The sequence below is a fragment of the Pseudomonas sp. MWU347 genome (assembly GCF_017947305.1).
Taxonomy (GTDB): Bacteria; Pseudomonadota; Gammaproteobacteria; order Pseudomonadales; family Pseudomonadaceae; genus Aquipseudomonas; species Aquipseudomonas putida_A.
In genome coordinates, this window is record NZ_JAFGZB010000003.1 from 421,121 (window position 1) to 447,861 (window position 26,741).

Below are 26,741 nucleotides of genomic sequence, written 5' to 3' on the forward strand. Positions count from 1 at the left end.
CTAGACGACCGGTCTATTCAGTCGAGGATTTTATGACGGCTAACACGTTTGATACCGACCTCTTTTCGCCCATGCAAATGGGCGCACTCCAATTGGCTAACCGAATTGTCATGGCACCTGTGACACGCAGCCGAATGGCCGAAGACGGCGTACCGAATGAAATGCACGCGACTTACTACGCCCAGCGCGCCAGTGCAGGCTTGATCATCGCCGAAGCGACCAATATTTCTCCCCAGGGGCGGGGTTACGCCATGACCCCGGGTATCTGGTCGGAGGCACAGGTAGCTGGCTGGAAAAAAGTCACTGACGCGGTGCACGCGGCGGGCGGCAAAATCGTCAGTCAGTTGTGGCACGTGGGGCGCTTTTCGAGTGTCGAGCTACAACCCAACGGCGAAGCGCCAGTAGCGCCTTCGGCGATCAAGGCCGAAGGCAGCACTTACACCGAGAAAGGCTTTGTCGAGGTGTCGATGCCTCGCGCACTGGAAACCTCGGAGATTCCAGGAATCATCGAGCAGTACAAACTGGCCGCAGAGAATGCCCGGCGCGCCGGTTTCGATGGTGTGGAAGTGCATTCCGCCAACAGCTATCTGCTTGACCAGTTCCTGCGCGATTCCACCAATCAACGCACTGACCCATATGGCGGCTCCATCGAGAACCGGGCTCGACTGACGCTGGAAGTCACCGCAGCCGTGATTTCGATCTGGGGTAGCGATCGGGTCGGTATTCGCCTCTCGCCAGTCACACCCGATGCCGGAAATACACCTCCCGACAGCAATGTCATGGCGACTTACGGTTACCTGATTCAGCAGCTCAATCAATTCAATCTGGCTTATCTGCATTTTGTCGAAGGCGCCACGGCGACCTCCCGCACGGTCCCGGAAGGCGTGGATCTGGACGCGCTGAGTGCGCAGTTCGAAGGGCCATTCATTGGCAATAACAACTACGACCTGCCGATGGCGCTAGAGCGTCGTGCGCAGGGGCGGATCGATGCGGTGGCGTTTGGTCGTTTGTTCATTGCCAACCCCGACCTCGTGGAGCGCTTGCGTCGCGGGATCGAGCTCACCATCGCGCCACGCGAGAGTTACTACGGCGGCGGTGCCAAGGGTTACATCGACTGGCCAACCGCGAACGCCTGAACGACGGCATTTATCGATAAGAGGTAATGAGCATGAATTATCTGCAAAACAAGGTAGCCATCGTCACCGGCGCGTCTTCCGGCATCGGCGCCGCCACCACCCGCGCGCTTGTCGCCCAAGGCGTGCGCGTAGTGGCCGCTGCACTGGATGAACAGGGTCTGGAAAGCTTTGTCGCCGAGTTGCGGGCGGGCGGTAACGAAGTGGTCGCTTTTACCACCGACGTGACTCAGGCGCATCAAACTCAACACTACGGCGGCGGTGCTGCCTTTCATGCTGGAGCGCAAGTCCGGGCAGATTCTCAATATGGACTCTGTTGCCGGTCATCAGGTCGGACCGGCGGCGGGTGTTTACAGCGCAACAAAATTTTTCGTTCAGGCCATGACCGAGTCCATGCGCAAGGAGCTCGGTGTGCAGCACGGCATCCGCGTCAACACGGTCAGCCCGGGTGTCATCAATACCGGCTGGGCCGACAAGGTCAGTGATCCTGAAGGGCGCAAGGCTGCCCAAGCGCTCAACCGAGTTGCCATCGCCCCCGACGATATCGCGGGTGCCGTGATTTACGCGCTCAACCAACCGGAAAACGTCACCGTCAACGACTTGATCATCTCGCCGACCCGCCAGGATTGGTGACTGTTTACCGAGCCTCATCCGTAAACCTTCCTTGCTTTCTTCAGCCATTTACTAACTCAGGAATACCTCATGTCCACTTCAACTTATGTTCAGGAATACAACGCAATCGTCGACGTGCTCAGCCAGTACAACGAAGGTGGTGCCAAAGCTGACAGCGCCTTGATGAAGCCCGCATTCAACCAGCAGGCCACCATGTTCGGGGTCGACGAAGGCAAGCTCGTCGGCGGTGCGATCCAGAACCTGTACGACGTCATCGATAACGCATTCCGCCCATCTCCGGAAGCGCAAGCAGCGATCGTTCGCATCGACATCGTAGGCTCGGCAGCCAGCGCCCGGGTCGACACCGACAATGTTTCAGGATTTCGTTTCACCGATTTTTTCAACCTGCTGAAGGTTGAAGGTCAGTGGACGATTGTCAGCAAGATCTACCACACCCACCCAAGCGCCTAAGCCGTTGAATGCAATTGGCGAGGTGCGTCGCGCCTCGTCCTTACTGGAAGGACAGACCCATGTCGAAAAACATCAAGGCAGTACCCACCGCTGAGTACAACGCTGTCATCGCCATTGCCAATCAGTATGTTGAAGGGCTGCGTGTGGGCAGTGCACAGAGCGTTGCGCAGGCGTTTCATAAAGACGCTGTGATGTACGGATTCACCAATGGTGAACTGCTGGGCGGCCCGATCAGGAATCTGTTTGATTTCGTAGAGAAGAACGGCGATGCCCCGAACATCATCACCCGACTCGACGTGCTGGCGATCACGCCAACCACCGCCGTGGTTCGTGTCGACATGGAACAGGATGCAATCGGCGCTGATTACAACGATTACCTGACCCTGATCAAAATCGACGGGGCCTGGAAGGTCATTGCCAAGGTTTATCACCAGTTCGAAGGTTGAGCGTCTTCCGGTCCCGGTTGATCCATACCGGGACCGGAGTTCATCCACCTGACGTGCGCAGAGGTCAGGTTCGAAAGCAGTTGATTTTGAGGGTGTACACGATGCCGCTAGTTGAGTTCTCCGCTGTTCTGGACAGCGATATAGCGCACGCCTGGAGCGTGTTGAAGAGGTTTGGTGAGATTGGTAAATGGCATCCCTCCATTTTGGAAAGCAGCATTGAGGACAACCAGCCCGATGGATTGGTTGGCTGTATTCGCAAACTCACGTTGGTCGACGGTGCGGTGGTCAGGGAGCGTCTTTTGTCGGTAGATGATCGCAATACGATGCTGTCTTATCGCTTCGAGGAGGCTCCGTTACCGTTGGACAACTATGTAGCTACTGTTCAATTAGCCTCGCTGACTGGACAGTCAAAGACGTTCATCCGTTGGTCTGCAAGCTTCGATCTGCAAGATCTCACTACTGCCGAACACTATGAGGCGCTTGTTAGAGGACTGATCGTAGACGGCCACAACAGTCTCCAGTCATTTCTGCAGCAACAAGCTGAGGAGGGCGGTGAAGTAGGGTGAGGGCAGGGCCATGCCATTGGAAATGACAATTCAGCCATTGGAATGCCAGGAATGCGGTTAGAGTACCCCTCCGTAAATCCATCGTTATGTGAACAATGAATCGTCCGCTGTTTGTTTCTCTGGATGGGCCCAAAGGCACCGGCAAAACCACGCTGTTGGAGGCCGTTACGACGGCACTGAGGGCCGGCAACAAGAAAGTCATCCGGCTCTGCGAGAGAAAAAGCGATCCTTTCCGGGGTGAAACCATGGCCCTGATCAACTCGCTTGTCAGAAATCCTTCCCGGGATCTGGAATGGGCTGTGTGCCAGCGCCTGGCTGATAGTCGGCGCTGGATTTCCCGACACGTACTGACGCAGCAGCCGCTGGACAGCATTATCCTGATTGATCGCTGGTATCCGTCTGATGCAGCGTTTCGCCGATCTATCCCGTTTGCCGAGATTCTCCAGTTGAACCTGGATCGAGACGTGCGCGTGCCGGATCTGCATGTTGGCGTCGTCACCGATCCGGATATTTCATGGGCAAGGGCTGCGACAAGATCGCGAGGATTGGGCGGCACTGTGATTCAGAAGCACGCAGAGCATTTGTCGTGTACGGAGATGTTCGAGCAAGCGGTCAAGGAGCACGGTTGGGTTTTGTGCCGTAATGAGAGAACAATCGAAGACGCTACGATGCAGGTGGTTTCTGAGATTTATAGGGTGCTGGGGTGATTGTTGGAGTGGAGACAGATGTTGGTGCAGGAAGGCGCGTAGCGTAATACGTGGTTTAACATAATATACATTACACGTAACAAGATGTTTCAGGATTAGCCCGGTTGCACGCCAGATTTCAATCCAGAGTTTTACCCTGAGTCCTCTTTTCAAAACCTCGGCCTTGCCTGCAATTGGCGACCTTCAATCAGCATCCCGCGTCAGTTTTTCAATCAGCATCCGGTGCTGTGGAAATCGCGCAATCAGTTTGCGTCGATCACCCATCTCCATATCCGCAAAATCAAATCCCGGCGACACGGCCTCGCTGATCAAGCCAAATCCATGTTCTCCCTCGAGCAGTCGCGAAGCTTTCCAGATTCCGCCAGGCACGTGCATTTGCAGATGCTGTCCCGCCAGAATGTCGTTGCCCATTACCAGCGTTTCCAGCGAGCCGTCAGCATGGATCATGCTGTACTCGATGGGATCGCCCAGATGGAAAAAATGCACAATGTCGGAATGATTGAAATGAAACTGGCCCACTGGTGATTGTTCGGTCAACAGGTAGTAAATCGAGGTCATCAGGTACCGTGGGCCACCGACGGTATCGAGCATCTCTCTATGATCGGCCTGATAGGTTCTGCGAAAATAACCGCCTTCCACGTGAGATTGCAGATCCAGCGCCTGAATCAAGGCCTGTGCGTTTACTGTGCGTTGAGACATGGTCTGCTCCGGTGGATGGCGGCTTATTTTACGATAGCTCTACTAAACGGCTATTTAGTGTAGTTAACAGTAGATCGCTGAATTTAGAAGATTTTACCCTCCTTTTAAGTGACCCTTTTATTCAAGAAAGCAATTCAGAAATCCACCGTTGCCGATAGCAGATAAGTCCGTGGCGTCGAAAGCGTCAAACCGGGTTCACTGTCATCTGATGCGCCCGCCGAACTCCAATAGCGTTTATCCAATACGTTCTCGACATTGGCGCGTACGGTGATGGTCTTGTCGTCCAGTTTAAAGGCGTAACGCGTCCCCACGTCAAATCGCTCCCATGAGTCGATTTCCTTCTGGTTGGACTGATCCAGATACTGCGAACTCGAATAGATTCCACGGCCTGTCAGCGTCAGCCCCTGCATATTGGGTACATCCCACTCTGCGCCGAGATTGACGTTGTATTTGGGTGTCGCGGGCGCGCGGTTACCGTCAAAGGTTCCATTGGTGGTCTGGGTCAGTTCGCTGTCGATGTACATCACGCCGCCGAGCAATCGAAACCCTTTGAACGGCTCGCCGAACACACTCAATTCCACACCATCGTTCTGTCGTTTGCCGTTCGGGCCGAAGACTCGTGTCGAGGCGTTGGTTTCATAAGCAGGCTGTTTGATCCGGAACACAGACGCTGTAAGCGCATACGAACCCGCGTCATATTTGGCCCCGACTTCGACTTGTCGGCTGATAAAAGGCGGGAAGATTTCATCCTCGTTGATCGACGTCGATGGCGCAATTTTCCCTTGGCTGAGGCCTTCCATGTAGTTGGCGTAGAGCGAGAGCTTGTCCGTCGCCTTGAACAGAATGCCGCCCGATGGCGAGAGTTTTTCTTCGTCATAGGCTGTGTCACCCTTCACATCATCGCTCCAGTCGTCGACTTGAACCCTTTGCCAACGGGCGCCAAGGGTCAGCTGCAGGCGATCATCGAAGAAACCCAGCGTATCGGACAGTGCGACGCCGCTGAAGCGGTTTTCCGTGTAGACCCTGGCGTCGTAGCGTGTTGGCGTGCGCGGCTTTGCGGTTTCCACCGGGTCATACAGATTGCTGCGCCCTGCCGCATACCGCGCGCCACCATTTTCGAAATCCATGTAGAAGTAGCTGGCCGCCAGATTGACCTCGTGGCTGACTGAACCGGTATGGAACCAGTTGCGCACACCTGCCGTGGCGGTCCGGACATTTTCGTCACGGGTGAAATTCCGCGGTTGAACACTGAAGTCGCCGGCGTCGTTGGTCACCGACACCGCATGCCGAAGGAAATCGTGGTTACTTTTACGGGCGCCGACGCCGCCATACAACATGACCGAATCGCTGACGTCGAACTCGCCATTGAGCGTGCCAAACGTATCTTTGGTTCGCGCCTGGCTCCAGGGTTGCGCGTAGTTGTCGCGCACATCATCAGCATCCGGAACTTTCGCGTTTGCACCGACCTGCACACGTTCTTGCGGTGTATCGGTATCGCGCTCGGTGTGACCGATATCGCTGGAAAGCCGCAGGCGCTCACCGCGAAAATCCAGGCCCAGCACTGCCATGTCGCGATCGACGCTCTGGTGATCCCATTCAGTGTCACCCGCTTGTTTGACGCCGTTGAAACGCAGGCCGAACTGGTTGTCCTCACCAAAGCGACGGCCGATGTCGACGGCGCCGCCGAGTTGATTGTTCGAGGCGTAACTGGCCGTCAGCGATGTATTCGGCTGATCGCCGGCGCGCTTGGGCACCACGTTGATCCCCCCTCCTACACTGCCCCGCGGCGAAATCCCGTTGATCAGTTGGCTCGGGCCCTTGAGGATGTCGACGCGCTCGGCCATTTCCATGTCGATCGTGTAAGTCGGCAAGACACCGTAGAGGCCGTTATAGGCCACGTCGCTGTTGAACAGACTGAAACCGCGGATGGTGAATTGCTCATAACGGCCGCCTGCCGGGTTGGTCGCACGCACCGAGGGATCGCTGGCGATCAGATCGCCCAGAGTGCGGGCCTGCTGGTTTTTCACCGTTTCGCTGGTGTAGGTGGTCATGCTGAACGGGGTCTCCATGAAATCCCTGGAACCCAGCAGTCCTTGCGAACCACGGCGCGCCACCTGGCCACCGGCAAAAACCTCGGTATCCGTGCCACCCGTCGATCCAAGAATCGAAGTGGGTGCCAGTTCCAGACTGCCACCGTCCGGCGCAGGAATGACTGTGTAAGCGCGGTCGCCCGCCGGTTGCAGCTGTAGACCGGACCCCAGCAACAACCGGGTAAAGCCCTCCTCCACGTCAAACTCACCCGACAAACCATTGCTGTTGCGCCCGCTGACCAAGGCCGGATCTACCGACAGATTGACCCCGGCCAGTCCGGCAAAACGGGTCAGCGCAGCACCGAGACTGCCGGCCGGCACCTGATAACCGCGGCGGTCGGCGCTTTCCGCCCAACTGCTGGGGATCAACAGGGGGCTGGCACTCAGGCTCAACAAAAGGCTCAACTGCAACAACGGACGCAAACGACCTGGAAATACTGCAGGCATAGGAAAAAGCTCTCGATTTGGTTCACTTGCCTGGAATGACCAGCGAGGCGAAAAAAAGGGACAGGTCTCAGACTGTTTTTTTGGACTGGGACAATTTTCGCGGAACGAGAGAGACCCAAAAGCGCGTGCGTTGCTGCACGTCGATCGGCAGGCTGGCCGCCAACAGTGAGAGCACTTGATCGGTGTTATCCAGGCGAAAACTGCCGGTGATGCGCAGCGCCTCCAGCTCCGGATCCCAGCGCAGCACGCCTGGGCGATAACGGCTCAATTCGCGCAGAAAATCCCCCAGCGGCTGGTTTTGCGCCATCAATACACCGTCGCGCCAGCTCGGCATCGATGCGTCAAACGCTCGGACAGAACCCGCGCCAGAAGCCTGCAGCCTGATCTGCTGGCCCTGATTGAGGACCAGCGCCGGCCCGCTTGACGGTTGCAACTGCACCGAGCCACGGACCACCGACACATTGCAGTCACGCTCATTGAGACGCACGCAAATCTCACTGTGACTGACGATGATTCGCCCGTACGGCACATTGATGATCAGGGCTGAGTTGCCTGGTACATCAAGGGCCATCTCTCCTCGCACCAGCGTCAGCTGACCGGCAGCAAGATCCACATTGACGGCACTGTCGGTATTGAGCTGCAACGAACTGCCATCGGCGAGTGGCAATGTCTTGTGTTCACCCGTGCCCGTCTGCAAATCCGCGCGCCAGACATCCAGCGGCAGTTGCCGACTGATCAGCCAGGCAGCCGGCACCAGTGCCGCGATACCAAGCGCGCGTTTCAGCACGGCCCGACGCGTTGCGTCCGGACGATCCAGCGTAGCCATGGCCAGCGCAGAAGGCAGAGCGGAAAACCGTTCGCGCAAGCGCTGGATTTTCTGCCACGCGTGTTCATGCCGGCTATCGCTGTTGCGCCAGACCTGCAATTGCGCATGATCGTCAGCGCCCGCTTCGCCGGACTCAATCAACGCCAGCCAGTGCGCGGCGGCGCGGGCGACTTCGCGGGCTTCATCACTGGGGGCTACGCGCATCAAAGCTCCACCAGCAGACAATGCTCGTAGGCCTGCGCCATGTAACGTTTGACGGTGCGCTCGGACACTTGCAGGCGCTCGGCGATTTCGCGGTAACCGAGGCCCTCAAGCTGACTCCACAAAAACGCCCGACGCACTGCTCGCGGCAAACCATCGAGCAACTCATCCAGCGCTTGCAGGGTTTCCAGCAGCAGCCAACGCTGCTCGGGCGATGGCACGCACTCTTCCGGCAGTTGCGCGAGGGCTTCGAGGTAGGCTTTTTCCAGACTGCGGCGGGTGTAGAAGTTGCTCAGTAGACGCTTGCCCACGGTCAGCAGATAGGCACGAGGCTCACGCATGTCGGCAATCGGTTGCGCACTGCACAGCACGCGCATGAAGGTGTCCTGGCTCAGATCCGCCGCATCCCACGCATTACCCATGCGTCGACGCAGCCAAGTTTCCAGCCAGCCTCGGTGATCGCGGTACAGCGCGTGCAGGCTCTGCTCAGATGGCGTGGCGGCTTCAATCATCTCAAGAGACCCTGCGCGAAGTTAGATTCAAATGAGACTGATTCTATTTAACTTCGCTTGGGACACAAAGATCTTTTTGCCCGTTACTGCAATCTCTAGCGTTTCAGCGTCTCGCTCGGCAGCTCTTTGAACAGCGCACGATAACTGCTGGAAAACCGCCCCAGATGCCAGAACGACCAGTGCATCGCCACCTCGGCCACAGTAGTTTCGGTAGGCCGGCGCTTGAGCAATTCGCGGTGTGCGCTGTTCAGCCGGCGCAGGCGTAGCCAGTGACTCGGGGTCATCCCGGTGTAGGCCTTGAATGCCTGCTGCAATTGTCGCAACGGCACCCCTGCGACCTTCGACAGTTCGAGCAGATTGACGGTGTCTTCCGGCGAATCCGCTGCCCACTCCCCTACTCGCTTCATGATCGTCCGTTCTTCACTACGCCGCTGTAATCCGCCGCGATCAAGACGGGTGTGTGCGTTGTCGAGGATGAACAGGCAGTCTTCGAGTAACTGCTGAGTCAGTGAGTCTTTATCAAACGGATCAACAGCTTGCGACAACTTCGTGAGAGTTGAGCTTAACCAGCGACTGAACAAGGCGTTCTGCCCGCAGTTAAGCGGCGCCATGAACAATCCTTCGAGTCTCGCCACATCCAGACCGTGCTGACGGACGAATTCCGGGCCGAACACCACGGCAATTTCCTGGTAGTTCTCCGGGGTGATCCAGATGTTGCGGCTGTCTTCGTTGAGCAGATACAGCGCGTTGTCGCTGCGATCGAAACAGAACGCCAAGGCACCCGATGGCGCGCTGAATGTCTGCTCGACGCGGGTGTTCATCTGTTCTTCGTAGACCTGCACACCCTCCAGGTCCAGATAGCGGATCTGCCCGGCGAAATGTCCGGGAGACATCTGCTGGTAATGCTGAACCCAACCCGGCGTGGCGCGGATTTGTTCGCTGACATCAGCGGTATTGAAAGCCTGAACCTGTAGCGGATTACACATTGTCATGGGAGACCTTGCGCACTCTTTTGGTGCGCTTTGGTGCTGCTTAAAGTGGATAGATGGAACGGCAAGGCACGCCCAAGATAGTCGTCAACGCGCCACAGGGGAAGGGGCGGAAGATGAAACCCGCCCTCCCCGGCGTCTATAAAACCAATAACGAGGTCTTTATGAATGCCCCTTTCGATCAGCTGTTCACGTGGCTGAAAGATCACAAGATTACCGAAGTTGAATGTGTGGTCAGCGACCTGACCGGCATCGCCCGCGGCAAGATCGCACCGACCAACAAGTTCCTGCATGAGCGAGGCATGCGCCTGCCGGAAAGTGTGCTGCTGCAAACGGTAACCGGGGATTTTGTCGACGACGATATCTACTACGACCTGCTCGACCCGGCCGACATCGACATGGTCTGCAAACCGGTGAGCGACGCCGTGTATGTGATTCCATGGGCGATCGAGCCGACCGCCATCGTCATCCACGACACCTTCGACAAGTTCGGCAACCCGATCGAACTGTCGCCGCGCAACGTGCTGAAAAAAGTCCTGCAGCTGTACACCGACAAGGGCTGGAAGCCGATCGTGGCGCCGGAAATGGAGTTCTACCTGACCCAGCGCTGCGAAGACCCGGACCTGCCACTCAAGGCACCACTGGGGCGCTCGGGCAGGGCTGAAAGCGGGCGGCAATCGTTCTCGATCGATGCCGCCAACGAATTCGATCCGCTGTTCGAAGACGTCTACGACTGGTGCGAGCTGCAAGGTCTGGATCTGGACACGCTGATCCATGAAGACGGCCCGGCGCAGATGGAAATCAACTTCCGGCACGGCGACGCACTGGATCTGGCCGACCAGATCACCGTGTTCAAACGCACCCTGCGCGAAGCGGCGCTCAAGCACAACGTCACTGCCACGTTCATGGCCAAGCCAATTGGCGACGAACCCGGCAGCGCCATGCACCTGCACCAGAGCGTGGTGGAGATCGCCACCGGCAAGCCGATTTTCGCCGATGCCGACGGCAAGATGAGCGAGCTGTTCCGCCATCACATCGGCGGCCTGCAAAAGTACATCCCGAAAGTGCTGCCGATGTTCGCGCCGAACGTGAACTCGTTCCGCCGCTTCCTGCCGGACACTTCGGCACCGGTCAACGTCGAGTGGGGCGAAGAAAACCGCACCGTCGGCCTGCGTGTGCCGACCTCCGGGCCGGAATCCATGCGCGTGGAAAACCGCCTGCCGGGCGCCGATGCCAACCCGTATCTGGCGATCGCCGCGAGCCTGCTGTGTGGCTACATCGGCATGGTCGAAGGCATCGAACCGAGTGCCGCCGTCGAAGGCCGCGCCTACGAACGCCGTAACCTGCGCTTGCCGATCACCATCGAAGACGCGCTGACGCAAATGGAAGAATGCGACACCGTTGCGCGTTACCTGGGCAACAAATTCGTGCGCGGCTACGTCGCGGTCAAACGCGCCGAGCATGAAAACTTCAAGCGCGTGATCAGTTCGTGGGAGCGCGAGTTCCTGCTGCTGAGCGTCTGACTCCAGCACAAATCCCCTTCCTCCATGGCATGACTTTTTGTGGGAGGGGGCTTGCTCCCGAAAGCGGTGTATCAGCCAGCTGTAATGTTGGAGGTACCGGCCTCTTCGGGAGCAAGCCCCCTCCCACAAAGAGCAGGGGAACAATGATCCATCTGAAAATCCAGAACCACCTGAAAAACTCCAATAATTCCAAGAGGTGTCGATATGCGTCTATTGAAATCCATGGTTCCCGCCGCACTGGCGCTGTTGTGCAGCACCGCAGCCCTGGCCCAGCCACAGGTCAGCGTCTACAACTGGACCGACTACATCGGTGAAACCACCCTCGCCGACTTCCAGGCCAAGACCGGGATCAAGGTGATCTATGACGTGTTCGACTCCAACGAGACCCTGGAAGGCAAGCTGCTCGCCGGCCGTACCGGCTACGACGTGGTGGTGCCATCCAACCACTTTCTCGCGCGTCAGGTGAAGGCCGGGGCGTTCCTCAAACTCGATCGCGAGCAGTTGCCGAACTGGAAAAATCTCGATCCCAAGCTGCTTGAACTGCTCGAAAAGAACGACCCGGGCAATCAGCATTCGGTACCGTACCTGTGGGGCACCAACGGCATCGGCTACAACGTCGACAAGGTCAAGGCTGTGCTCGGCATCGACCACATCGACTCCTGGGCCGTGCTGTTCGAGCCGGAGAATCTGAAGAAACTCACCCAGTGCGGCGTGTCGATGATGGACTCGGCGGACGAAGTGTTTCCGGCGATCCTCAACTACATGGGCATGGACCCACGCAGCGAAAACCCGGAAGACTATAAAAAGGCTGAAGCCAAACTGCTGAGCATTCGCCCGTACATCACCTATTTCCACTCCTCGAAATACGTTTCCGATCTGGCCAATGGCGATATCTGCGTAGCCTTCGGTTACTCCGGCGATGTGTTCCAGGCGGCCAACCGCGCCAAGGAAGCCAAGAACGGGGTGAACATCGCTTATGCGATTCCGAAGGAAGGCGCCAACCTGTGGTTCGACCTGCTGGCGATCCCGGCCGACGCCAGCAACACCAAGGAAGCCCACGCCTTCATCAATTACCTGCTCGATCCGCAAGTGATTGCCAAGGTCAGCGCTTCGGTCGGTTACGCCAACCCGAACCCGGCCGCCAAGCAGTACATGGATCAGGCGCTGGTGAACAATCCCGAGGTCTACCCGTCCCAGGCGGTGCTGGACAAGCTCTACATCTCCTCTACCCCGCCCCAGTCGATCATGCGTCTGATGACCCGGTCCTGGAGCAAAGTGAAGTCGAACAAATGAATCAGTACAGCAAAGAACACGCCCGCTCCTATTACGCAGCTTCGGCCCGTGCCAGCACGCCCTGGCCGACACTCGACGGTGATCTCACCGCCGATGTCTGCGTGATCGGCGGCGGCTTCACCGGGGTCAACACCGCGATTGAACTGGCGCAGCGCGGGCTGTCGGTGGTGTTGATCGAAGCCCGGCGCATCGGCTGGGGCGCCAGCGGGCGCAATGGCGGTCAATTGATTCGCGGTATCGGTCATGAGGTCGAAGGCTTTGCCCGTTACGTCGGCAATGACGGCGTGCGTTACTTGCAGCGCGCCGGGATCGATTCGGTGGAACTGGTGCGCCAGCGCATCACCGAGAACGCCATCGAGTGCGACCTGCGTTGGGGCTTCTGCGAGCTGGCCAACACTCCGGCGCAATTCGCAGCGTTCAAGGACGAACAGGTCAGCCTCGACAAACTCGGTTATCAACACCAGACCCGTCTGGTCGGCCCGGAGCTGATCCGTCAGCAAGTGGTCAACGCCGACATCTACGCGGGTGGTCTGATCGACATGGGCTCCGGTCATCTGCACCCGCTGGATCTGGTGCAAGGCGAAGCGCGTCTGGCGGCGTCCCTCGGTGTGCGAATCTTCGAGCAAAGCCCGGTGCTGCAGATCATTCATGGCGAAACCGTTGAAGTGCGCTGCGCCACCGGCAGCGTTCGCGCCGGCAGTCTGGTGCTCGGTTGCAACGCGCATCTGGATGAACTCGAACAGCAACTCAGCGGCAAGGTACTGCCGGCCGGCAGTTACATCATCGCCACCGAGCCGCTGTCCGAGGAACGTGCCGCGCAATTGATCCCGCACAACCTCGCGTTGTGCGACCAGAAAGTCGGCCTCGATTACTACCGGCTTTCAGCGGATCGACGCCTGCTGTTCGGCGGCGCCTGTCATTATTCCGGCCGCGACCCGGCGGACATCGCCGCCTACATGCGCCCGAAGATGCTCAAGGTCTTCCCGCAACTGGCGGACGTGCGCATCGACTATCAATGGGGCGGCAAGATCGGCATCACGGCCAACCGTTTCCCGCAGGTCGGCCGGCTCCAGCAGCAGCCGAACGTGTTCTACGCTCAGGGTTACTCCGGGCACGGCCTCAACGTCACGCACTGGTGCGCCAAGCTGCTGGGCGAAGCGATTCACGCCGGCCACAGTCAGGGCATGGATGTGTTCAGCGCGGTGCCGCACATGACCTTCCCCGGCGGCCCGGCCCTGCGTTCGCCGCTGCTGGCACTGGGCATGTTCTGGTATCGCCTGCGTGAAATCCTCGGCTGAGGCATCCACCACGTAACCATCTCCTCGCTTATTTGCTCTATCGCCAAGCACTTCTATATTGATGAAGTGCTTTTGCGTTCCTGACGCTCAGCATCCACAAAACCGAGGAGGACATGGATGAAGTCGTCAGCCGCCGATGAGCCACGAGCACCGGGCCAAGCGCCGATCAAGACGCGTCGCTTCGGTATTTCACTGGTGTGGATCGTGCCGATCGTCGCGGTGCTGGTCGGTATTTCGCTGGTGGTGCACAACCTGATGCAGGAAGGCCCGACCATCGTCGTCAACTTCAAGACCGGCAGTGGCCTGACCGCCAACAAGACCGAGGTCAAATACCGCAATGTAGTGATCGGTCAGGTGACTGACGTCGAGTTGAGCGGCGATCAGAAGAGCGTCGACGCCACGATCAAACTGGCCAAGCAGGCCGAAACCTTTACCCGCGAAGACTCGCACTTCTGGGTCGTGCGCCCGCGCATCGGCGCAGGTGGTGTGTCGGGCATCGACACCCTGCTCTCCGGCGACTACATCGGCGCCGACATCGGCCAGTCCGACAGCCGCGCCAAACACTTCAAGGGCCTGGAGAATCCGCCGCCGATCACGTACGGCGAACCGGGCAAGCGCTTCATGCTGCATGCGCCGGATCTCGGCTCGCTGGACATTGGTTCGCCGGTTTACTACCGCAAGATTCCGGTCGGTCAGGTGGTGACCTACACGCTCAACCCCGAGGGCAAGGGCGTGGACATCGAGGTGTTCATCCATTCGCCGAACGACGCGTTCGTCACCGAAAACACCCGGTTCTGGAACGCCAGCGGCATCGACATCAATGTCGGCGCCAACGGCTTTGCAGTGAAGACCGAATCGCTGTCGACCATGCTGGTCGGCGGCATTGCCTTCCGTGCGCCGGATTACAGCCCCAACGATGTGGCAGCCGCCGACGACAAGGATTTCGAACTGTTCGCCGATCAGCAGACCGCCCTCGCCCCGCCCAACGGCAAGGCGCAATACATGGTGCTGCGCTTCGAACAGTCCTTGCGCGGGCTCAAGGTCGATGCACCGGTAGAGTTTCTCGGCATGGAGATCGGCCGGGTCGTCGGGATCAACCTGGACTTCGACGCGAAAAAACGCAGCTTCCCGCTTAACGTCGGCATCGTCATTTACCCCCAGCGCCTGGGGCAGGCCTACAAAAAGATGCTGACCGAATTCAAGCACGATCCCGACGACGAAGCCGCCGGCATTCGTTTGCTCGGCACCTTCGTCGACAACGGTCTGCGCGCCCAGGCCCGCAGCGGCAACCTGCTGACCGGGCAACTGTACATTGCGCTGGATTTCTTCCCGAAAGCCGAGAAAGTTGCGTTCGACGCGACGGCTCGGCCGGTGGTCTTGCCAACCGTGCCCGGCAGCCTCGAACAGTTGCAGGAAAAACTCGAAGCCGTGGTCGACAAGCTCAACAAACTGCCGGTCGAACGGATTGCCGGCAACCTCGACAGCAACCTCGTCGAGCTGCGCAAAGGCCTGACCCAGTTCAACGCGAAAACCCTGCCAAGCGTGCAGACCACCCTGGCCGACGTCAGCAAGACCTTGCAGTCCGCCAGCTCGACCCTGGCCGAAGATTCGCCACAGCGCGAGAAACTCACCGAGACCCTCGACGAACTCGGGCGCATGTCGCGTTCGCTGCGTGAGCTGTCGGATTATCTCGGTCGCCATCCGGAATCACTGATTCGCGGTCGTCCCGACAACGCGGCGCCGCTGGATCTGAAAGGACCGCCGCGCAATTGAGCACAGGAGCTCCCCCATGGCTTTACCGCTGAAGATCACCGTGCTCGCTGCGTTCATGCTGCTGGGCGCCTGCCGCAGCGAGCCGATCAACTTTCACACCCTGACCCCGGTGCAACTGCCGGCGTCCCGCTCGGGCGCGCAGATTCCGATCGAGGGGATCAGCGTGCCGCCACAAGTCGACCGCCCGCAAATCGTCATCCGTCAGGGCAACAACGGCCTGGCGATTCTGGAAACCCAGTGGTGGGGGGCGAGTCTGGCGGATGAGCTGCGCAGTGCCTTGAACGATCAACTGAGCAATACCGGCAGTCGCGGCAACGTCTCGGTGCGCATCGATGTGCAGCGTTTCGACTCGATCCCCGGCCAGTACGGGCTGATCGACGTCAAATGGCGCCTGCGTCCCAGCGGTGCGGCGGACAATGCTCTGCTGACCTGCCATTCAACCTTGCAAACTCCGTCCGGCCCGAGCATCGACGAACTGGTGGCCGCGCAACAGAACAACGTCAAACGCCTGGCTGCCCTGATCAATCAAGCGGCGGGTAATTCTCGCGTCTGCCCTTCGGCCTCCTGAGCCGCCGACAGCGTGACGGTGAAACGGCAGCCGTTGGGTTCGCGAGTCACCAACTGAACCTGCCAGCGCTGATGGCTGCAGATCCGCTGCACCAGCGACAATCCCAGCCCAAGGCCTTCACCGCGCTGCTCGTCACCGCGCACGAATGGCTGGAACATCGCATGACGTTTCTCTTCCGGAATACCTATGCCGCTGTCCTCGACCACGAAGCTGTCCTTGAGCAGGGTCAACCTTACAAAGCCCTGATCGGTGTAGTGCCAGGCATTGCGCAGCAGATTGCCCATGACCGACTGCAAGAACGTCAGGTCATAACGCGTGGTGCCCGCCAGTTGCGGCTCGTAGATGAATTCCAGACCCTTTTCACGAATCAGTCGCCCCCAGATTTCCACTTGGGCGTCGGCGATCGATTTGAGTGTGCAAGTGGATTCGGTGCCAAGCTCTTCCGGCTTGCGCGCCAGCATCAAGAAGGTTTCGACCAGTTGGCGCATTTCAGCGCTGGCCCGGGCAATGCGTGTGACCTGCTGAGTGGAACGCTGATCCAGCGAGGGGTTGGCCAGCAACAGCTCGCAGGAGCTGGCCAGAATCATCAACGGTGTGCGCAGTTCATGACTGACATCACTGGTGAAGAGTTTTTCGCGGTTCAGGGTTTCGCGTAACCGGCCGAGTGTCTGGTCGAAAGACAGGGCCAGCTCCCCTACTTCATCATCGGCGTAATCCGGATGCAGGGCCGGCGCCAACGCGATCAACTGATCGCGATGACGTACCTGCCCCGCCAGGCGAATCACCGGCGCCATGACCTGCCGCGCCAACAACCTGCCGAGCGCGACCGCCAGCATGACACTGAGGATGAACCCGACTATCACCACCACGAACAGCAGGTGTTCACGCTGTTCGAAGCTTTCCTGATTGCGCAACAGCACATATTTGCGGCCACCGACCGCCTCGACCATCGCATAGAAGTCGTCGCCGTTGAACGTGATCTCTTGAAACCCCACGGGCAGTTCCGCCAGTTGCGGCGTCAGCGCCATGGGCCCCGGGCCGTTCTCGAAAAAAAACAGTTCGCTCTTTTCCGGCTCGTGGCGCCACTGGTTGATGTCGTCCATCGCCAACAACCGGCGCAGCCCACCGCCGAGGGCGGTCATGGTCAACTTGTGCTCCACGACATGCACGGTAGCCACAATGCCCATCGCGAAGACACCGGCCACCACCGCGCTCATCAAGGCGAACACAATCACGATCCGATTGGCGAGGCTTTGCTTGAGGTCCATCCGGTTCAATGACTCCAGTGCTGATGTCGGGGGCTGAAAGCAGCTGCGCCACGACGTTATCCAAAGTCGCAGCTTCGCCTCCAGTGGCGCCATTGTTAAGTGGCCAAAACAAACAAAACGACTATTTGAGTTTAGTTATCAAATAGACTTTTCCGCTAATACCTGCGCTTCTCTCGCAAATTTTTCACATGTTCTTCACTGCCCCGCCACGACTCTGAACGTAGTGTTCAGCAGCCATTCAAGCAGATCCCCGTAAAGTAACTAATCTCCTGGAGCTTACGTTGCACTTTGCGTGTTGACTGAATGGAACTCGGGAATGACAAGGGGCAACGTTGTGGTTGAATTAGTACAAGTACAATCAGCGTCCAAGCGATGGGACCTGTCTCGTCCGCGCACCTGGGCAATCATAGCCGTCGGTTTGCTGCTGATCGCACTGATTTGCGGCTTCGTCTGGATGCAACGCTCGCCCCCCAACCTGCGCTATGCGAGTGCGTCGGCTACCCAGGAATGGGTAAAGGCCTGGCAGGCCGGTGAAGTCGTCGCACTGGTTCGCCACACCGAACGTTGCGACCGCTCGACCAATACTTGCCTGGGGCCGGCGGACGGTATCACCCAGGCTGGCAGCATTGCTGCAGCCGACGTCGGCCGTGGCTTTACGCAACTGGGCCTGGAAAAGACCCAGTTCTTCAGCAGCCCGTTGACGCGCACCATGCAGACTGCGCATTACATGCTTGGCCACGATGCCGTGGCGGCGGAATGGCTGGAAACCTGTGGCCCGACGATGCGCAATGAATTGGTGGCGCACAAGACCCCGGGACAGAACATGATTCTGGTAACCCACAGCGGCTGCATCGCCGATTTTGAACGGCAGACCGGTTACCCGCGCGCGGTCGCCGCCGAATATGGCAGCACTGTTTTGGCCCGGATAGATGCGCAAGGAAAACTTGATGTAATCGGCATCATGAATCCCGAAGGCTGGCAACGATTGGCCAAGTAATCATCAAACTTAGTCGAGAACAAACGACTCGGCCAATGCTCTGGCACAGGGTATTGGCGTGTATGAAATTTGTAATAAGAAATGTTTTTCAGACTGAAAAAACTGGAAATATTTCATTTTAAAGCTTGTCTTCCCGAGGAGAACTTAAAGCTGGAAGCAGACCCGTTCTCTGAATGCAGGACACGCCCCTCGGCCGTGCTCGCCTCTGCATTCATTCAACCCAGTGCCGCGCCTGCTACGGAAATCGCCGGGCCGTCACTGAAACGCACACTTTGTACTGCACCAAGGTCCAGTCATGACGTCTGAGAACAAACCGCTGCACCATGCAGCGCTGAATTTGCCGCGCCTCCACCAGAGCTCCCTGATCGAACGCTTTGCGATACCCGGTCTGGTGCTGGCATTCGTGGTGTTTTACCTGCTGCCGCTGATGACTCACGGTCTGTGGATTCCCGATGAAACCCGTTATGGGCAGATCAGCCAGGAAATGCTGCAGAGCGGCAACTGGGTGGCGCCGCGCTTCATGGGCATTCGCTACTTCGAAAAACCGATCGCCGGCTACTGGATGATCGCCATCGGCCAGGCGATTTTCGGTGAAAACCTGTTCGGCGTGCGCATCGCCTCGGCACTCAGCTCCGGGGTTAGCGTGTGGCTGGCCTACCTGTTGGCCCGGCGCCTGTGGAACAACCCGCGAATCAGCGCCGCGTGCGCCCTCCTTTATATGAGCTTCGGCCTGATCGCAGGACAAGCCGGCTATGCCAACCTCGATCCGCAGTTCACCTTGTGGGTCAACCTGAGTCTGGTGGCGATCTGGTTTGCCATCGACAGCAACACCCCGCGCGCGCGGCTGGGCGGCTGGGCTTTGTTGGGATTTGCCTGCGGCATGGGCCTGATGACCAAAGGTTTCCTCGCCCTGATGCTGCCGGTACTGATCGCCCTGCCCTACATGATCTGGCAACGGCGCTTCGGTGAACTGGTGCGTTATGGACTGGTTGCCGTGGCGGTGGCCGCGCTGGTCAGCGTGCCATGGGCACTGGCCGTGCATGCCCGTGAACCGGATTTCTGGCGGTTCTTCTTCTGGCACGAACACATCCGCCGCTTCGCCGCCGGTGAAGACGCACAGCACGCACGACCATGGTGGTTCTACCTGCCGCTGCTGTTTGCGTCCACCTTGCCGTGGGCACTGCTGTTGCCTTCGACGCTGCTGCGTACCTGGCGCGAAAAGCGTGATCCGAAAATCGCCTTCCTCGCCTTGTGGTTCCTGCTGCCGCTGGCTTTTTTCAGTGCGAGCAGCGGCAAACTGCCGACTTACATCATGCCGTGCCTGCTGCCATTGGCTCTGTTGATGGGCTACACCGTGATGAACTGGATAGCTGACCAGAACGGCCGCGTCTTACGCATCAACGGTGTGGTCAACGTAGTGCTGGCCATCGCCGCACTGATCGCGCTGATTTATCTGCAAGCGACCCGTGAAATTTACGAACACACCGAAATGTTCAGCCTGTCGCTGGGCTATATCGTGCTGCTCGGCTGGCTGATTGCCGGATCGCTGCAAGCCTTGCGCCCTCTGGCGCTGTGGGCGATGCCGGCGTTGGGCATCGGCCTGCTCGTCGCATTGCTGCCAGCGGCGATGCCGGCGACCATCGTCAACAGCAAGATGCCGGATCAGTTCATTGCCGAACATCAGCAGGAACTGAGCGAAACCAGCTCGTTGCTGAGTAACGACCTGGGAGCCGCTTCCGCATTGTCATGGCGTTTGCGCCGCCCGCAAGTCGACCTGTTCAACACCGTTGGCGAGCTCAAGTACGGCCTCGATGACCCGGCCATGGCCTCACGCAAGGTCAGCCTCGACGGCGTAGGCGAATGGATGACCGAAGCGCGCAAAAAAGGCTCGGTGGGCGTGGTGATGCGCGTCAACAGCACCTCTGACGAGCAGCAACTGGAGCTGTTGCCGATAGACGGCAAGCACTACCGCCGTGGCCAGATCGAAATCCTCATCTTCAGCCAGAGCCAGCCATGACCCGGACCAGGACTGAACGGAGGCAATTGCTGCTTCTGCTGACGGCGACTGCCCTGCTGTTATTGCTCGGCCTGGGCAGTCGCGAGCTGTGGGGGCCGGAAACCCGCTGGGCCAACATCGCCTTGCAGATGCTGCAAAGCGGCGATTATTTCGACCCCTATCTCAAGGGCAGTCCTTATTACGACAAACCGCTGCTGTCGTACTGGCTGATCACCGCCACCTCCTGGTTCACTGGCGGACTGGGACATTGGTCGTTACGCCTGTCTTCGGTGATTTCCGCGTGGCTTAGCGTGTGGCTGGTGTACCTGCTCGGCGAGCAACTGTTTCGCAAAGGCACCGGGCTGATCGCCGGCTGGATGCTGGCGACCACCTTCTATTTCGTGTTCTGGGCCCGAGTCGCCACCGCCGACATTCTCACCGTCTGCGGCGTGCTGGCGGCCGTCTGGTGGTATTGGCGCGGCCCGGATGACACCCGCTTCTGGCGCTACGTGGTGTTCTTCGGCCTGCTGTCGCTGACCTCGCTGTTCAAAGGCCTGATCGGTTTCATCCTGCCGGGGCTGGTGCTGCTGCCGCACCTGCTCAGCGAACACCGCTGGAAACGTCACCTGAACCTGCGACTGTTCGGCGCGCTCTTGATCGCCGGGGCGTTTTACATGGCGCCGTTCCTGTTGTCTCACCTCTACGGTGCGCCCAACTACGAACAAAGCGGCCTCGGCCTGGTGCTGCGTGAAAACGTCGTGCGGTTTTTCCAGCCGTTCGATCAGTTCGGGCCGATTTACACCTACTTGATCTACCTGCCGGTCTACACCCTGCCATGGGCGCCGTGCTGGTTGATCGCCTTGTGGGTGGCCGCGCGCAACTGGAAGCACATCGAACCGGATACCCGCTGGCTGATTCAAGGGCTCGCGTTGCTGATGCTGTTCTTCACCGCCAGTGGCAGTCGCCGCAGCTATTACGTGTTGCCGCTGGTGCCCTTCGCGCAATTGCTGGGTGCCTGGTGGGTGACCCGGCGCATGGCCGCCCGCAAAAGCGAAGGCCGTGGGCTGAAGATCGGCTTCGCTGTCACTACTATACTGCTCGCTGCGGTACTGGGTGTGCTTTACCCATGGACCAACAGCGGCGGCGGTGTCATCCGCTTCGGCGAGCAGGTTCGCGAACAGGCCAGTCAGCAGGCACCGTTGAATCAATGGCGCATGGTCATGATCGAGGTCGACAACAAAGTACCGATGTACCTGCAAACCGGTGGTGCACCGTTCTACTACGTGCCGGAAACGATCGAGGACTTCCCGCACAATGGCGACACCGCGACGCTGATCGCCTGGCTGGAAAGGACCAGCGGGGAACATTGGGATCCGCAACGCACGATCTTCGTCGCGCAATATCGTTCCGGTGACGCCGTGCCACTGGATGCGCTGAAGGCTGATCATCAGGTCATCACCACCACCCCGACCCGTGGCGAACAGGTATTCCACGGGCGTGCAGACCAGAGCGTGGCTTACATTCCCCACTCCTGAGCAATGACGTTAAGACAAAAGGAGAGAGTCGCGGTAAATTTGAATGGCAATGACAAGTATTAACGGCTTCTTTGACGTTTTTTTCTCATTTGCCACCCTACATTGCCGCGACTCGACACTTGCAAATCGTTCGCATTGTTTCCTGCGAGGGTTTGCTCATAACGTCTGAAAACAGGAGCTGCCCGAATGAATCCACGCTTTCCATCCTTCTTCAAGCGCGCATTGCTGGCCACTGCGTTGCTCGGCACCGGGCAGGCTTTTGCCGCCGATTCGGTGGGTCTGGTGGTTTACAACGCCCAGCATGAAACCCTGACCAAGGCCTGGGTGGCCGGCTTCACCGAGGAAACCGGCATTCCGGTGACCATTCGCAACGGCGATGACACCGAGATGGGCAACCAGCTCGTGCAGGAAGGCGCCGCCTCGCCGGCAGACGTATTCCTCACCGAGAATTCCCCGGCGATGGTGCTGGTGGACAACGCCAAACTGTTCGCCCCTCTGGCGCCCGCTACCCTTGAGCAAGTCGATTCCGCCTACCGTCCGGCCCACGGCAATTGGGTCGGCATCGCCGCCCGCTCCACCGTGTTCGTCTACAACCCAAGCAAACTGACTGAAAAGGACTTGCCCAAATCCCTGCTCGACCTCGCCACCCCGGCCTGGAAAGGCCGTTGGGCCGCCTCCCCGGCTGGCGCGGACTTCCAGGCGATCGTCGCCGCCGTCCTGCAACAGAAAGGTGAAGCTGCCACCCTGGAATGGCTCAAGGGCATGAAGACCAACGCCACGATCTATCGCGGCAACAGTGCGGTGCTCAAAGCGGTGAACGCCGGACAGATCGACAGCGGCGTGATCTATCACTATTACAGCTTCGTTGATCAGTCCAAGACCGGCGAAAACAGCAAAAACACCAAGCTGTACTACTTCAAACATCAGGATCCGGGCGCGTTCGTCAGTACCTCCGGCGCCGGCGTGCTGGCCTCGAGCAAGCATCAGGATGAAGCGCAGAAGTTCGTCAAATACATCACCAGCAAGGAAGGTCAGGAAGTTCTCGAAACCGGCACCTCCTTCGAATACGCCGTGGGTAAAGACGCGCCGTCCAATCCGAAGCTGACTCCGCTGAAAACCCTCGACGCGCCGAAAGTCGATGCGTCGACCCTCGACAGCAAAAAAGCCGTCGAGCTGATGACCCAGGCCGGATTGCTCTAAGTGATGCCCGAAACCTTGCCTGCACCGGCCGTTGCGACGGCCGCCGCCAGCCTCATTCACCCGCCCCGCACGCTGGCCGGGCGTGGCAGTTCGTGGGTGGTGAGCTCGGCGGTGCTGGTGTCTTTGTTGTCCCTGCTGCCGATCGCGTTCGTCATCGGCGTTGCGTGGTACACCGGTTGGGCAACCATCGAAGCTCTGATCTTTCGCCCGCGGGTCGGCGAATTGCTGATCAACACCGTGCTGCTGGTGCTGATCACCCTGCCGCTGTGCATCCTGCTCGGAACCACCTTGGCCTGGCTGACCGAACGCAGCAACCTGCCCGGCCGACGCCTGTGGTCAGTGCTGGCGGTGGCTCCGCTGGCCGTGCCGGCGTTCGTCCACAGTTATGCGTGGGTCAGCCTGATTCCGTCGATCCACGGTCTGCCGGCCGGTGTGCTGGTGTCGGTGATCGCCTATTTCCCGTTTCTGTATTTGCCGATTGCCGCGACCTTGCGCCGTCTCGATCCGGCGATTGAAGACGTCGCGCAATCCTTGGGACTTAAGCCGTGGGCGGTGTTCTTTCGGGTGGTGTTGCCGCAATTGCGCTTGGCAATCTGCGGTGGCGCGTTATTGGTCGGTCTGCATTTGCTGGCCGAGTACGGCTTGTACGCGATGATCCGTTTCGACACCTTCACCACGGCGATCTTCGATCAGTTCAAATCGACGTTTAACGGCCCGGCGGCCAACATGCTCGCTGGCGTTCTGGCGCTGTGCTGTCTGGCGATGCTCACCGCCGAATCTGCCGCCCGTGGCAACGCCCGCTACGCGCGAGTCGGTTCCGGCAGCGCCCGCGATCAGCGCAGCGTGCGACTGAACCGAGGCGTGACAACCCTGGCTTTATTGCTGCAAACCTTGACCTGCCTGCTCGCGCTCGGTGTGCCGTTGCTCACGCTGGGCCGCTGGCTGCTGGCCGGTGGCGTGCAGGTCTGGCAAGGTGACGAGTTGCTGCCGGCGCTGCTGCAGACCTTGTCTTACGGAGTGGCCGGCGCATTGCTGACCAGTGTCGCGGCGATTCCCATCGCGTGGCTGTCGATCCGCTCGCCGGGCAAACTGCAGCGCTTGCTGGAAGGCTGCAATTACATCACCAGTTCACTGCCCGGCATTGTCGTTGCTTTGGCGCTGGTCACCGTGACCATTCATTTCGCCCGGCCGATCTACCAGACCACCATCACGGTGCTCTTGGCCTATCTGCTGATGTTCCTGCCCCGGGCGCTGGTCAGCCTGCGCGCCGGTTTCGCACAGGCCCCGGTCGAGCTGGAAAACATCGCGCAAAGCCTTGGCCGCTCGCCGATACGCGCATTGTGGCTGATCACCGTACGCCTGGCAGCTCCCGGCGCGGCGGCAGGTGCGGCACTGGTGTTCCTGGCAATCACCAATGAACTGACCGCAACCCTGCTGCTGGCGCCCAACGGCACGCGGACCCTCGCCACCGGATTCTGGGCGATGACCAGCGAAATCGATTACGCCGCCGCCGCGCCCTACGCGTTCTTGATGATCCTGCTTTCACTGCCGCTGACGGCCATTCTCTATCACCAATCCAGGCGTACCGCTGGCCGATGAACGCTCTCGAACTGCTCAACCTCAGTAAAACCTTCGGCGCGCAAAAGGCGCTCGACGACGTCAGCCTCAACGTGCCGACCGGCAGCCGCACGGTGATCGTCGGCCCCTCCGGTTCCGGCAAGACCACGCTGTTGCGAATGATCGCCGGCTTCGAGTTTCCCGACAGCGGCAGCCTCACCCTCAACGGCCAGACGCTGGTCGACCGCAGTCACGCAGTGCCGGCCTATCAACGGCAGATCGGCTACGTACCGCAAGACGGCGCGTTGTTCCCGCACATGACGGTGGCGGCGAACATCGGTTTCGGCCTGGCCCTGACCGGTGCGGCCCGCACCCAGCGCATCCTTGAGTTGATGGACAGCGTCGCCCTCGACGCCAACATGGCCAACCGTTGGCCCCACGAATTGTCCGGTGGCCAGCAACAGCGGGTCTCGCTGGCCCGCGCTCTGGCGCAGCAACCACGGCTGATGCTGCTCGATGAGCCGTTCTCCGCCCTCGACACCGGTTTGCGCAGTGCCATGCGCAAAATGGTCGCGCGCCTGCTCGAAGACGCCGGCGTCACCACCATTCTGGTGACTCACGATCAGAGCGAAGCGTTGTCGTTTGCCGATCAATTGGCGGTGATGCGCAGCGGCCGGCTGGTGCAGTCCGGGCATCCGATGGATCTCTACCGCTATCCGCAGGATGAACAGACCGCGCACTTTCTCGGCGAAGCGGTGGTCCTGCCCGCGCGAATCGAGGCGGGTTGGGCGCATTGCGATCTGGGTCAGGTGGCGGTGAACAGCAACGGCTTCAGCGGCGCCGCGCAGATCATGCTGCGCCCCGAGCAATTGCAGATCGCCGAAGGGGCGTCTGACAGTCAAGGCTGCCATGCGCTGGTCACCGACCGTGACTTTGCCGGCAACACCTGCACCCTGACCGTTGAACTGAGCTCATCCGCGACTCAGGATCCGCCCCGTTCGATTCTGGTGCGCAGCTCCGGCATGCACGCGCCGCCCGCCGGCAGCGCGGTGCAGCTGTCGGTACTCGGTGCGGCGCATGTGTTTGGCCTGAGCTGATCAGAGATCGAAGCGATCCACCGCCCGCCGCCGCTCGTTGTCATCGCGCACATCGTAGTTGGCGGTGGTCTGGATGTTGCTGTGATGCGCCAGTTTCTGCGCGATCGACAGGTCGTGCTCCTCGATCACCCGAGTGATGAACGAGCGACGGAAATCGTGGGGCATGATCTTCACCCCGACCTGCGTGCCGCGCTGGCGGGCGATGTAGTAGATCGCATGCTTGGTGATCCGCTCGCGGGTGATGTGGCTGCCACGGCGAATACGGTTGAACAGGAAGGCATCGTCGCTCTCGCCTTCCTTGAGCTGCGAGCGGCGCAGTTCGAGCCATGCATCGAGCTTGCTGAAAGCCCATGCCGGCGCGTACTTGATCAACTGCTTGTTGCCCTTGGCGGTGACGCACAGGCTGCGCTCGCTGAAGTCGACCTGATTCAGGTCCAGATCCACCGATTCCGACTTGCGCATACCGGTACCGTACAGCAGCGCGATGATTGCTGCATCACGCAAGCCCTGCGGGCGTGGGTCGGCGGCGCAGACTTCCATCAATTCGTGAATCAGCGTGCGCTTGAGATTGCGCCCCTGAGACAGCCGCGTGCCGGCAATGCCCTTGACCGAGCGCATCTTCAACAGATGTTCCTGGCTGATCAGACTCATGCGCCAGGCCTCATTCATCACCCCGCGCACCGCATTCACATACAACGAAGAAGTGTTCGGTGCGTAGTTGTCTGCGCGTAATGCAGCGACCAGCGCTACAACATCTTCCGGTTGCAAGGCATGCCAGGGAATCTCTTCGACATTCATGTCTTCAAAGCCCAGGCGATCGGCCGCATCTTGCAGCACATAGCGCATGGTCAGTTGGCTGGAGGGCGCCAAACGCGCGAGGTACAGGCTCATCGGGTTGGTTTTTGGAGCGTCGGGGGTTGCAGCAACTAAATCAATC

General features: G+C 59.4%; 23 protein-coding genes and 1 pseudogene. 17 read left to right on the forward strand and 7 right to left on the reverse strand.

Annotated elements, in window-relative coordinates; translation table 11 throughout:
• The first annotated feature begins 32 nt into the window (after nt 1-32).
• From KCG87_RS08300 to KCG87_RS08325, 6 genes and pseudogenes are all read left to right on the forward strand, one after another.
• Nucleotides 33-1,136 (forward strand): alkene reductase, encoded by a 1,104-nt coding sequence (locus KCG87_RS08300; RefSeq protein WP_027611807.1) that lies wholly within the window; start codon nt 33-35, stop codon nt 1,134-1,136.
• A gap of 32 nt (nt 1,137-1,168) precedes the next feature.
• A pseudogene (locus KCG87_RS08305) lies at nt 1,169-1,766 on the forward strand (SDR family oxidoreductase).
• Between the two features lie 69 nt (nt 1,767-1,835).
• Nucleotides 1,836-2,216, forward strand: a complete 381-nt coding sequence (locus KCG87_RS08310) for a nuclear transport factor 2 family protein (RefSeq protein WP_139053991.1) — start codon at nt 1,836-1,838, stop codon at nt 2,214-2,216.
• A 59-nt stretch (nt 2,217-2,275) separates the two neighbouring features.
• A complete protein-coding gene (locus KCG87_RS08315) occupies nt 2,276-2,662 on the forward strand; it encodes a nuclear transport factor 2 family protein (RefSeq protein ID WP_096796037.1) in 387 nt (128 codons plus the stop codon).
• Nucleotides 2,663-2,763: 101 nt separating this feature from the next.
• Nucleotides 2,764-3,228 (forward strand): SRPBCC family protein, encoded by a 465-nt coding sequence (locus tag KCG87_RS08320; protein WP_135295796.1) that lies wholly within the window; start codon nt 2,764-2,766, stop codon nt 3,226-3,228.
• Nucleotides 3,229-3,323: 95 nt separating this feature from the next.
• Nucleotides 3,324-3,935, forward strand: a complete 612-nt coding sequence (locus KCG87_RS08325) for a dTMP kinase (protein WP_210557115.1) — start codon at nt 3,324-3,326, stop codon at nt 3,933-3,935.
• Between the two features lie 183 nt (nt 3,936-4,118).
• On the opposite strand, the gene KCG87_RS08330 is transcribed toward KCG87_RS08325, so the two are convergent.
• The 5 genes from KCG87_RS08330 to KCG87_RS08350 form a co-directional block, all read right to left on the reverse strand.
• A complete protein-coding gene (locus KCG87_RS08330) occupies nt 4,119-4,634 on the reverse strand; it encodes a cupin domain-containing protein (protein WP_210557113.1) in 516 nt (171 codons plus the stop codon).
• A gap of 134 nt (nt 4,635-4,768) precedes the next feature.
• The gene (locus KCG87_RS08335) at nt 4,769-7,171 is read right to left on the reverse strand and encodes a TonB-dependent receptor (protein ID WP_210557111.1); all 2,403 of its coding nucleotides are present in this window, start codon (nt 7,169-7,171) and stop codon (nt 4,769-4,771) included.
• Between the two features lie 67 nt (nt 7,172-7,238).
• Complete coding sequence (locus KCG87_RS08340; RefSeq protein ID WP_098964009.1) at nt 7,239-8,201, reverse strand: FecR domain-containing protein; 963 nt, start codon at nt 8,199-8,201, stop codon at nt 7,239-7,241.
• The gene (locus tag KCG87_RS08345; protein WP_210557110.1) at nt 8,201-8,710 is read right to left on the reverse strand and encodes a sigma-70 family RNA polymerase sigma factor; all 510 of its coding nucleotides are present in this window, start codon (nt 8,708-8,710) and stop codon (nt 8,201-8,203) included. The genes KCG87_RS08340 and KCG87_RS08345 overlap by 1 nt, the downstream gene beginning before the upstream one ends.
• Before the next feature lie 95 nt (nt 8,711-8,805).
• Nucleotides 8,806-9,702, reverse strand: a complete 897-nt coding sequence (locus KCG87_RS08350; protein WP_210557108.1) for a helix-turn-helix domain-containing protein — start codon at nt 9,700-9,702, stop codon at nt 8,806-8,808.
• Nucleotides 9,703-9,863: 161 nt separating this feature from the next.
• Between KCG87_RS08350 and KCG87_RS08355 the strand changes: the two genes are divergently transcribed.
• From KCG87_RS08355 to KCG87_RS08375, 5 genes are all read left to right on the forward strand, one after another.
• The gene (locus KCG87_RS08355; protein WP_210557107.1) at nt 9,864-11,222 is read left to right on the forward strand and encodes a glutamine synthetase family protein; all 1,359 of its coding nucleotides are present in this window, start codon (nt 9,864-9,866) and stop codon (nt 11,220-11,222) included.
• A gap of 204 nt (nt 11,223-11,426) precedes the next feature.
• A complete protein-coding gene (locus tag KCG87_RS08360) occupies nt 11,427-12,515 on the forward strand; it encodes a polyamine ABC transporter substrate-binding protein (RefSeq protein WP_041063835.1) in 1,089 nt (362 codons plus the stop codon).
• Complete coding sequence (locus tag KCG87_RS08365; RefSeq protein ID WP_210557106.1) at nt 12,512-13,813, forward strand: FAD-binding oxidoreductase; 1,302 nt, start codon at nt 12,512-12,514, stop codon at nt 13,811-13,813. The genes KCG87_RS08360 and KCG87_RS08365 overlap by 4 nt, the downstream gene beginning before the upstream one ends.
• Before the next feature lie 117 nt (nt 13,814-13,930).
• A complete protein-coding gene (locus KCG87_RS08370; protein WP_103367168.1) occupies nt 13,931-15,586 on the forward strand; it encodes an MlaD family protein in 1,656 nt (551 codons plus the stop codon).
• Between the two features lie 16 nt (nt 15,587-15,602).
• On the forward strand, nt 15,603-16,154 hold the full coding sequence (locus tag KCG87_RS08375) for a PqiC family protein (protein ID WP_210557105.1): 552 nt from the start codon (nt 15,603-15,605) through the stop codon (nt 16,152-16,154).
• Here the strand turns inward: KCG87_RS08375 and KCG87_RS08380 are convergent.
• Nucleotides 16,112-17,422, reverse strand: a complete 1,311-nt coding sequence (locus KCG87_RS08380) for a HAMP domain-containing sensor histidine kinase (protein WP_210557104.1) — start codon at nt 17,420-17,422, stop codon at nt 16,112-16,114. The two genes, KCG87_RS08375 and KCG87_RS08380, sit on opposite strands and share 43 nt — an antisense overlap.
• Nucleotides 17,423-17,876: 454 nt before the next feature.
• Here KCG87_RS08380 and KCG87_RS08385 point away from each other — a divergent pair, with 454 nt between their 5' ends.
• The 6 genes from KCG87_RS08385 (at nt 17,877) to KCG87_RS08410 (ending at nt 25,804) form a co-directional block, all read left to right on the forward strand.
• A complete protein-coding gene (locus KCG87_RS08385) occupies nt 17,877-18,419 on the forward strand; it encodes a histidine phosphatase family protein (protein ID WP_246881667.1) in 543 nt (180 codons plus the stop codon).
• A gap of 295 nt (nt 18,420-18,714) precedes the next feature.
• Nucleotides 18,715-20,436: a lipid IV(A) 4-amino-4-deoxy-L-arabinosyltransferase gene (gene arnT / locus KCG87_RS08390; RefSeq protein WP_210557101.1), complete on the forward strand. Its 1,722-nt coding sequence runs from the start codon at nt 18,715-18,717 to the stop codon at nt 20,434-20,436.
• Nucleotides 20,433-21,950 carry a glycosyltransferase family 39 protein gene (locus KCG87_RS08395; RefSeq protein WP_210557100.1) on the forward strand — a complete coding sequence of 506 codons (1,518 nt, stop codon included), beginning with the start codon at nt 20,433-20,435 and terminating at the stop codon, nt 21,948-21,950. Before arnT ends, KCG87_RS08395 begins: the two co-directional genes overlap by 4 nt.
• A 186-nt stretch (nt 21,951-22,136) precedes the next feature.
• A complete protein-coding gene (locus tag KCG87_RS08400) occupies nt 22,137-23,150 on the forward strand; it encodes an iron ABC transporter substrate-binding protein (protein WP_134786355.1) in 1,014 nt (337 codons plus the stop codon).
• A gap of 3 nt (nt 23,151-23,153) precedes the next feature.
• Entirely contained in the window at nt 23,154-24,749 is a 1,596-nt protein-coding gene (locus KCG87_RS08405; RefSeq protein ID WP_210557098.1) for an iron ABC transporter permease, read from the forward strand.
• A complete protein-coding gene (locus KCG87_RS08410) occupies nt 24,746-25,804 on the forward strand; it encodes an ABC transporter ATP-binding protein (RefSeq protein ID WP_134786353.1) in 1,059 nt (352 codons plus the stop codon). Before KCG87_RS08405 ends, KCG87_RS08410 begins: the two co-directional genes overlap by 4 nt.
• On the opposite strand, the gene KCG87_RS08415 is transcribed toward KCG87_RS08410, so the two are convergent.
• Nucleotides 25,805-26,695, reverse strand: a complete 891-nt coding sequence (locus KCG87_RS08415) for a tyrosine-type recombinase/integrase (protein WP_027611947.1) — start codon at nt 26,693-26,695, stop codon at nt 25,805-25,807.
• Nucleotides 26,696-26,741: the final 46 nt, after the last annotated feature.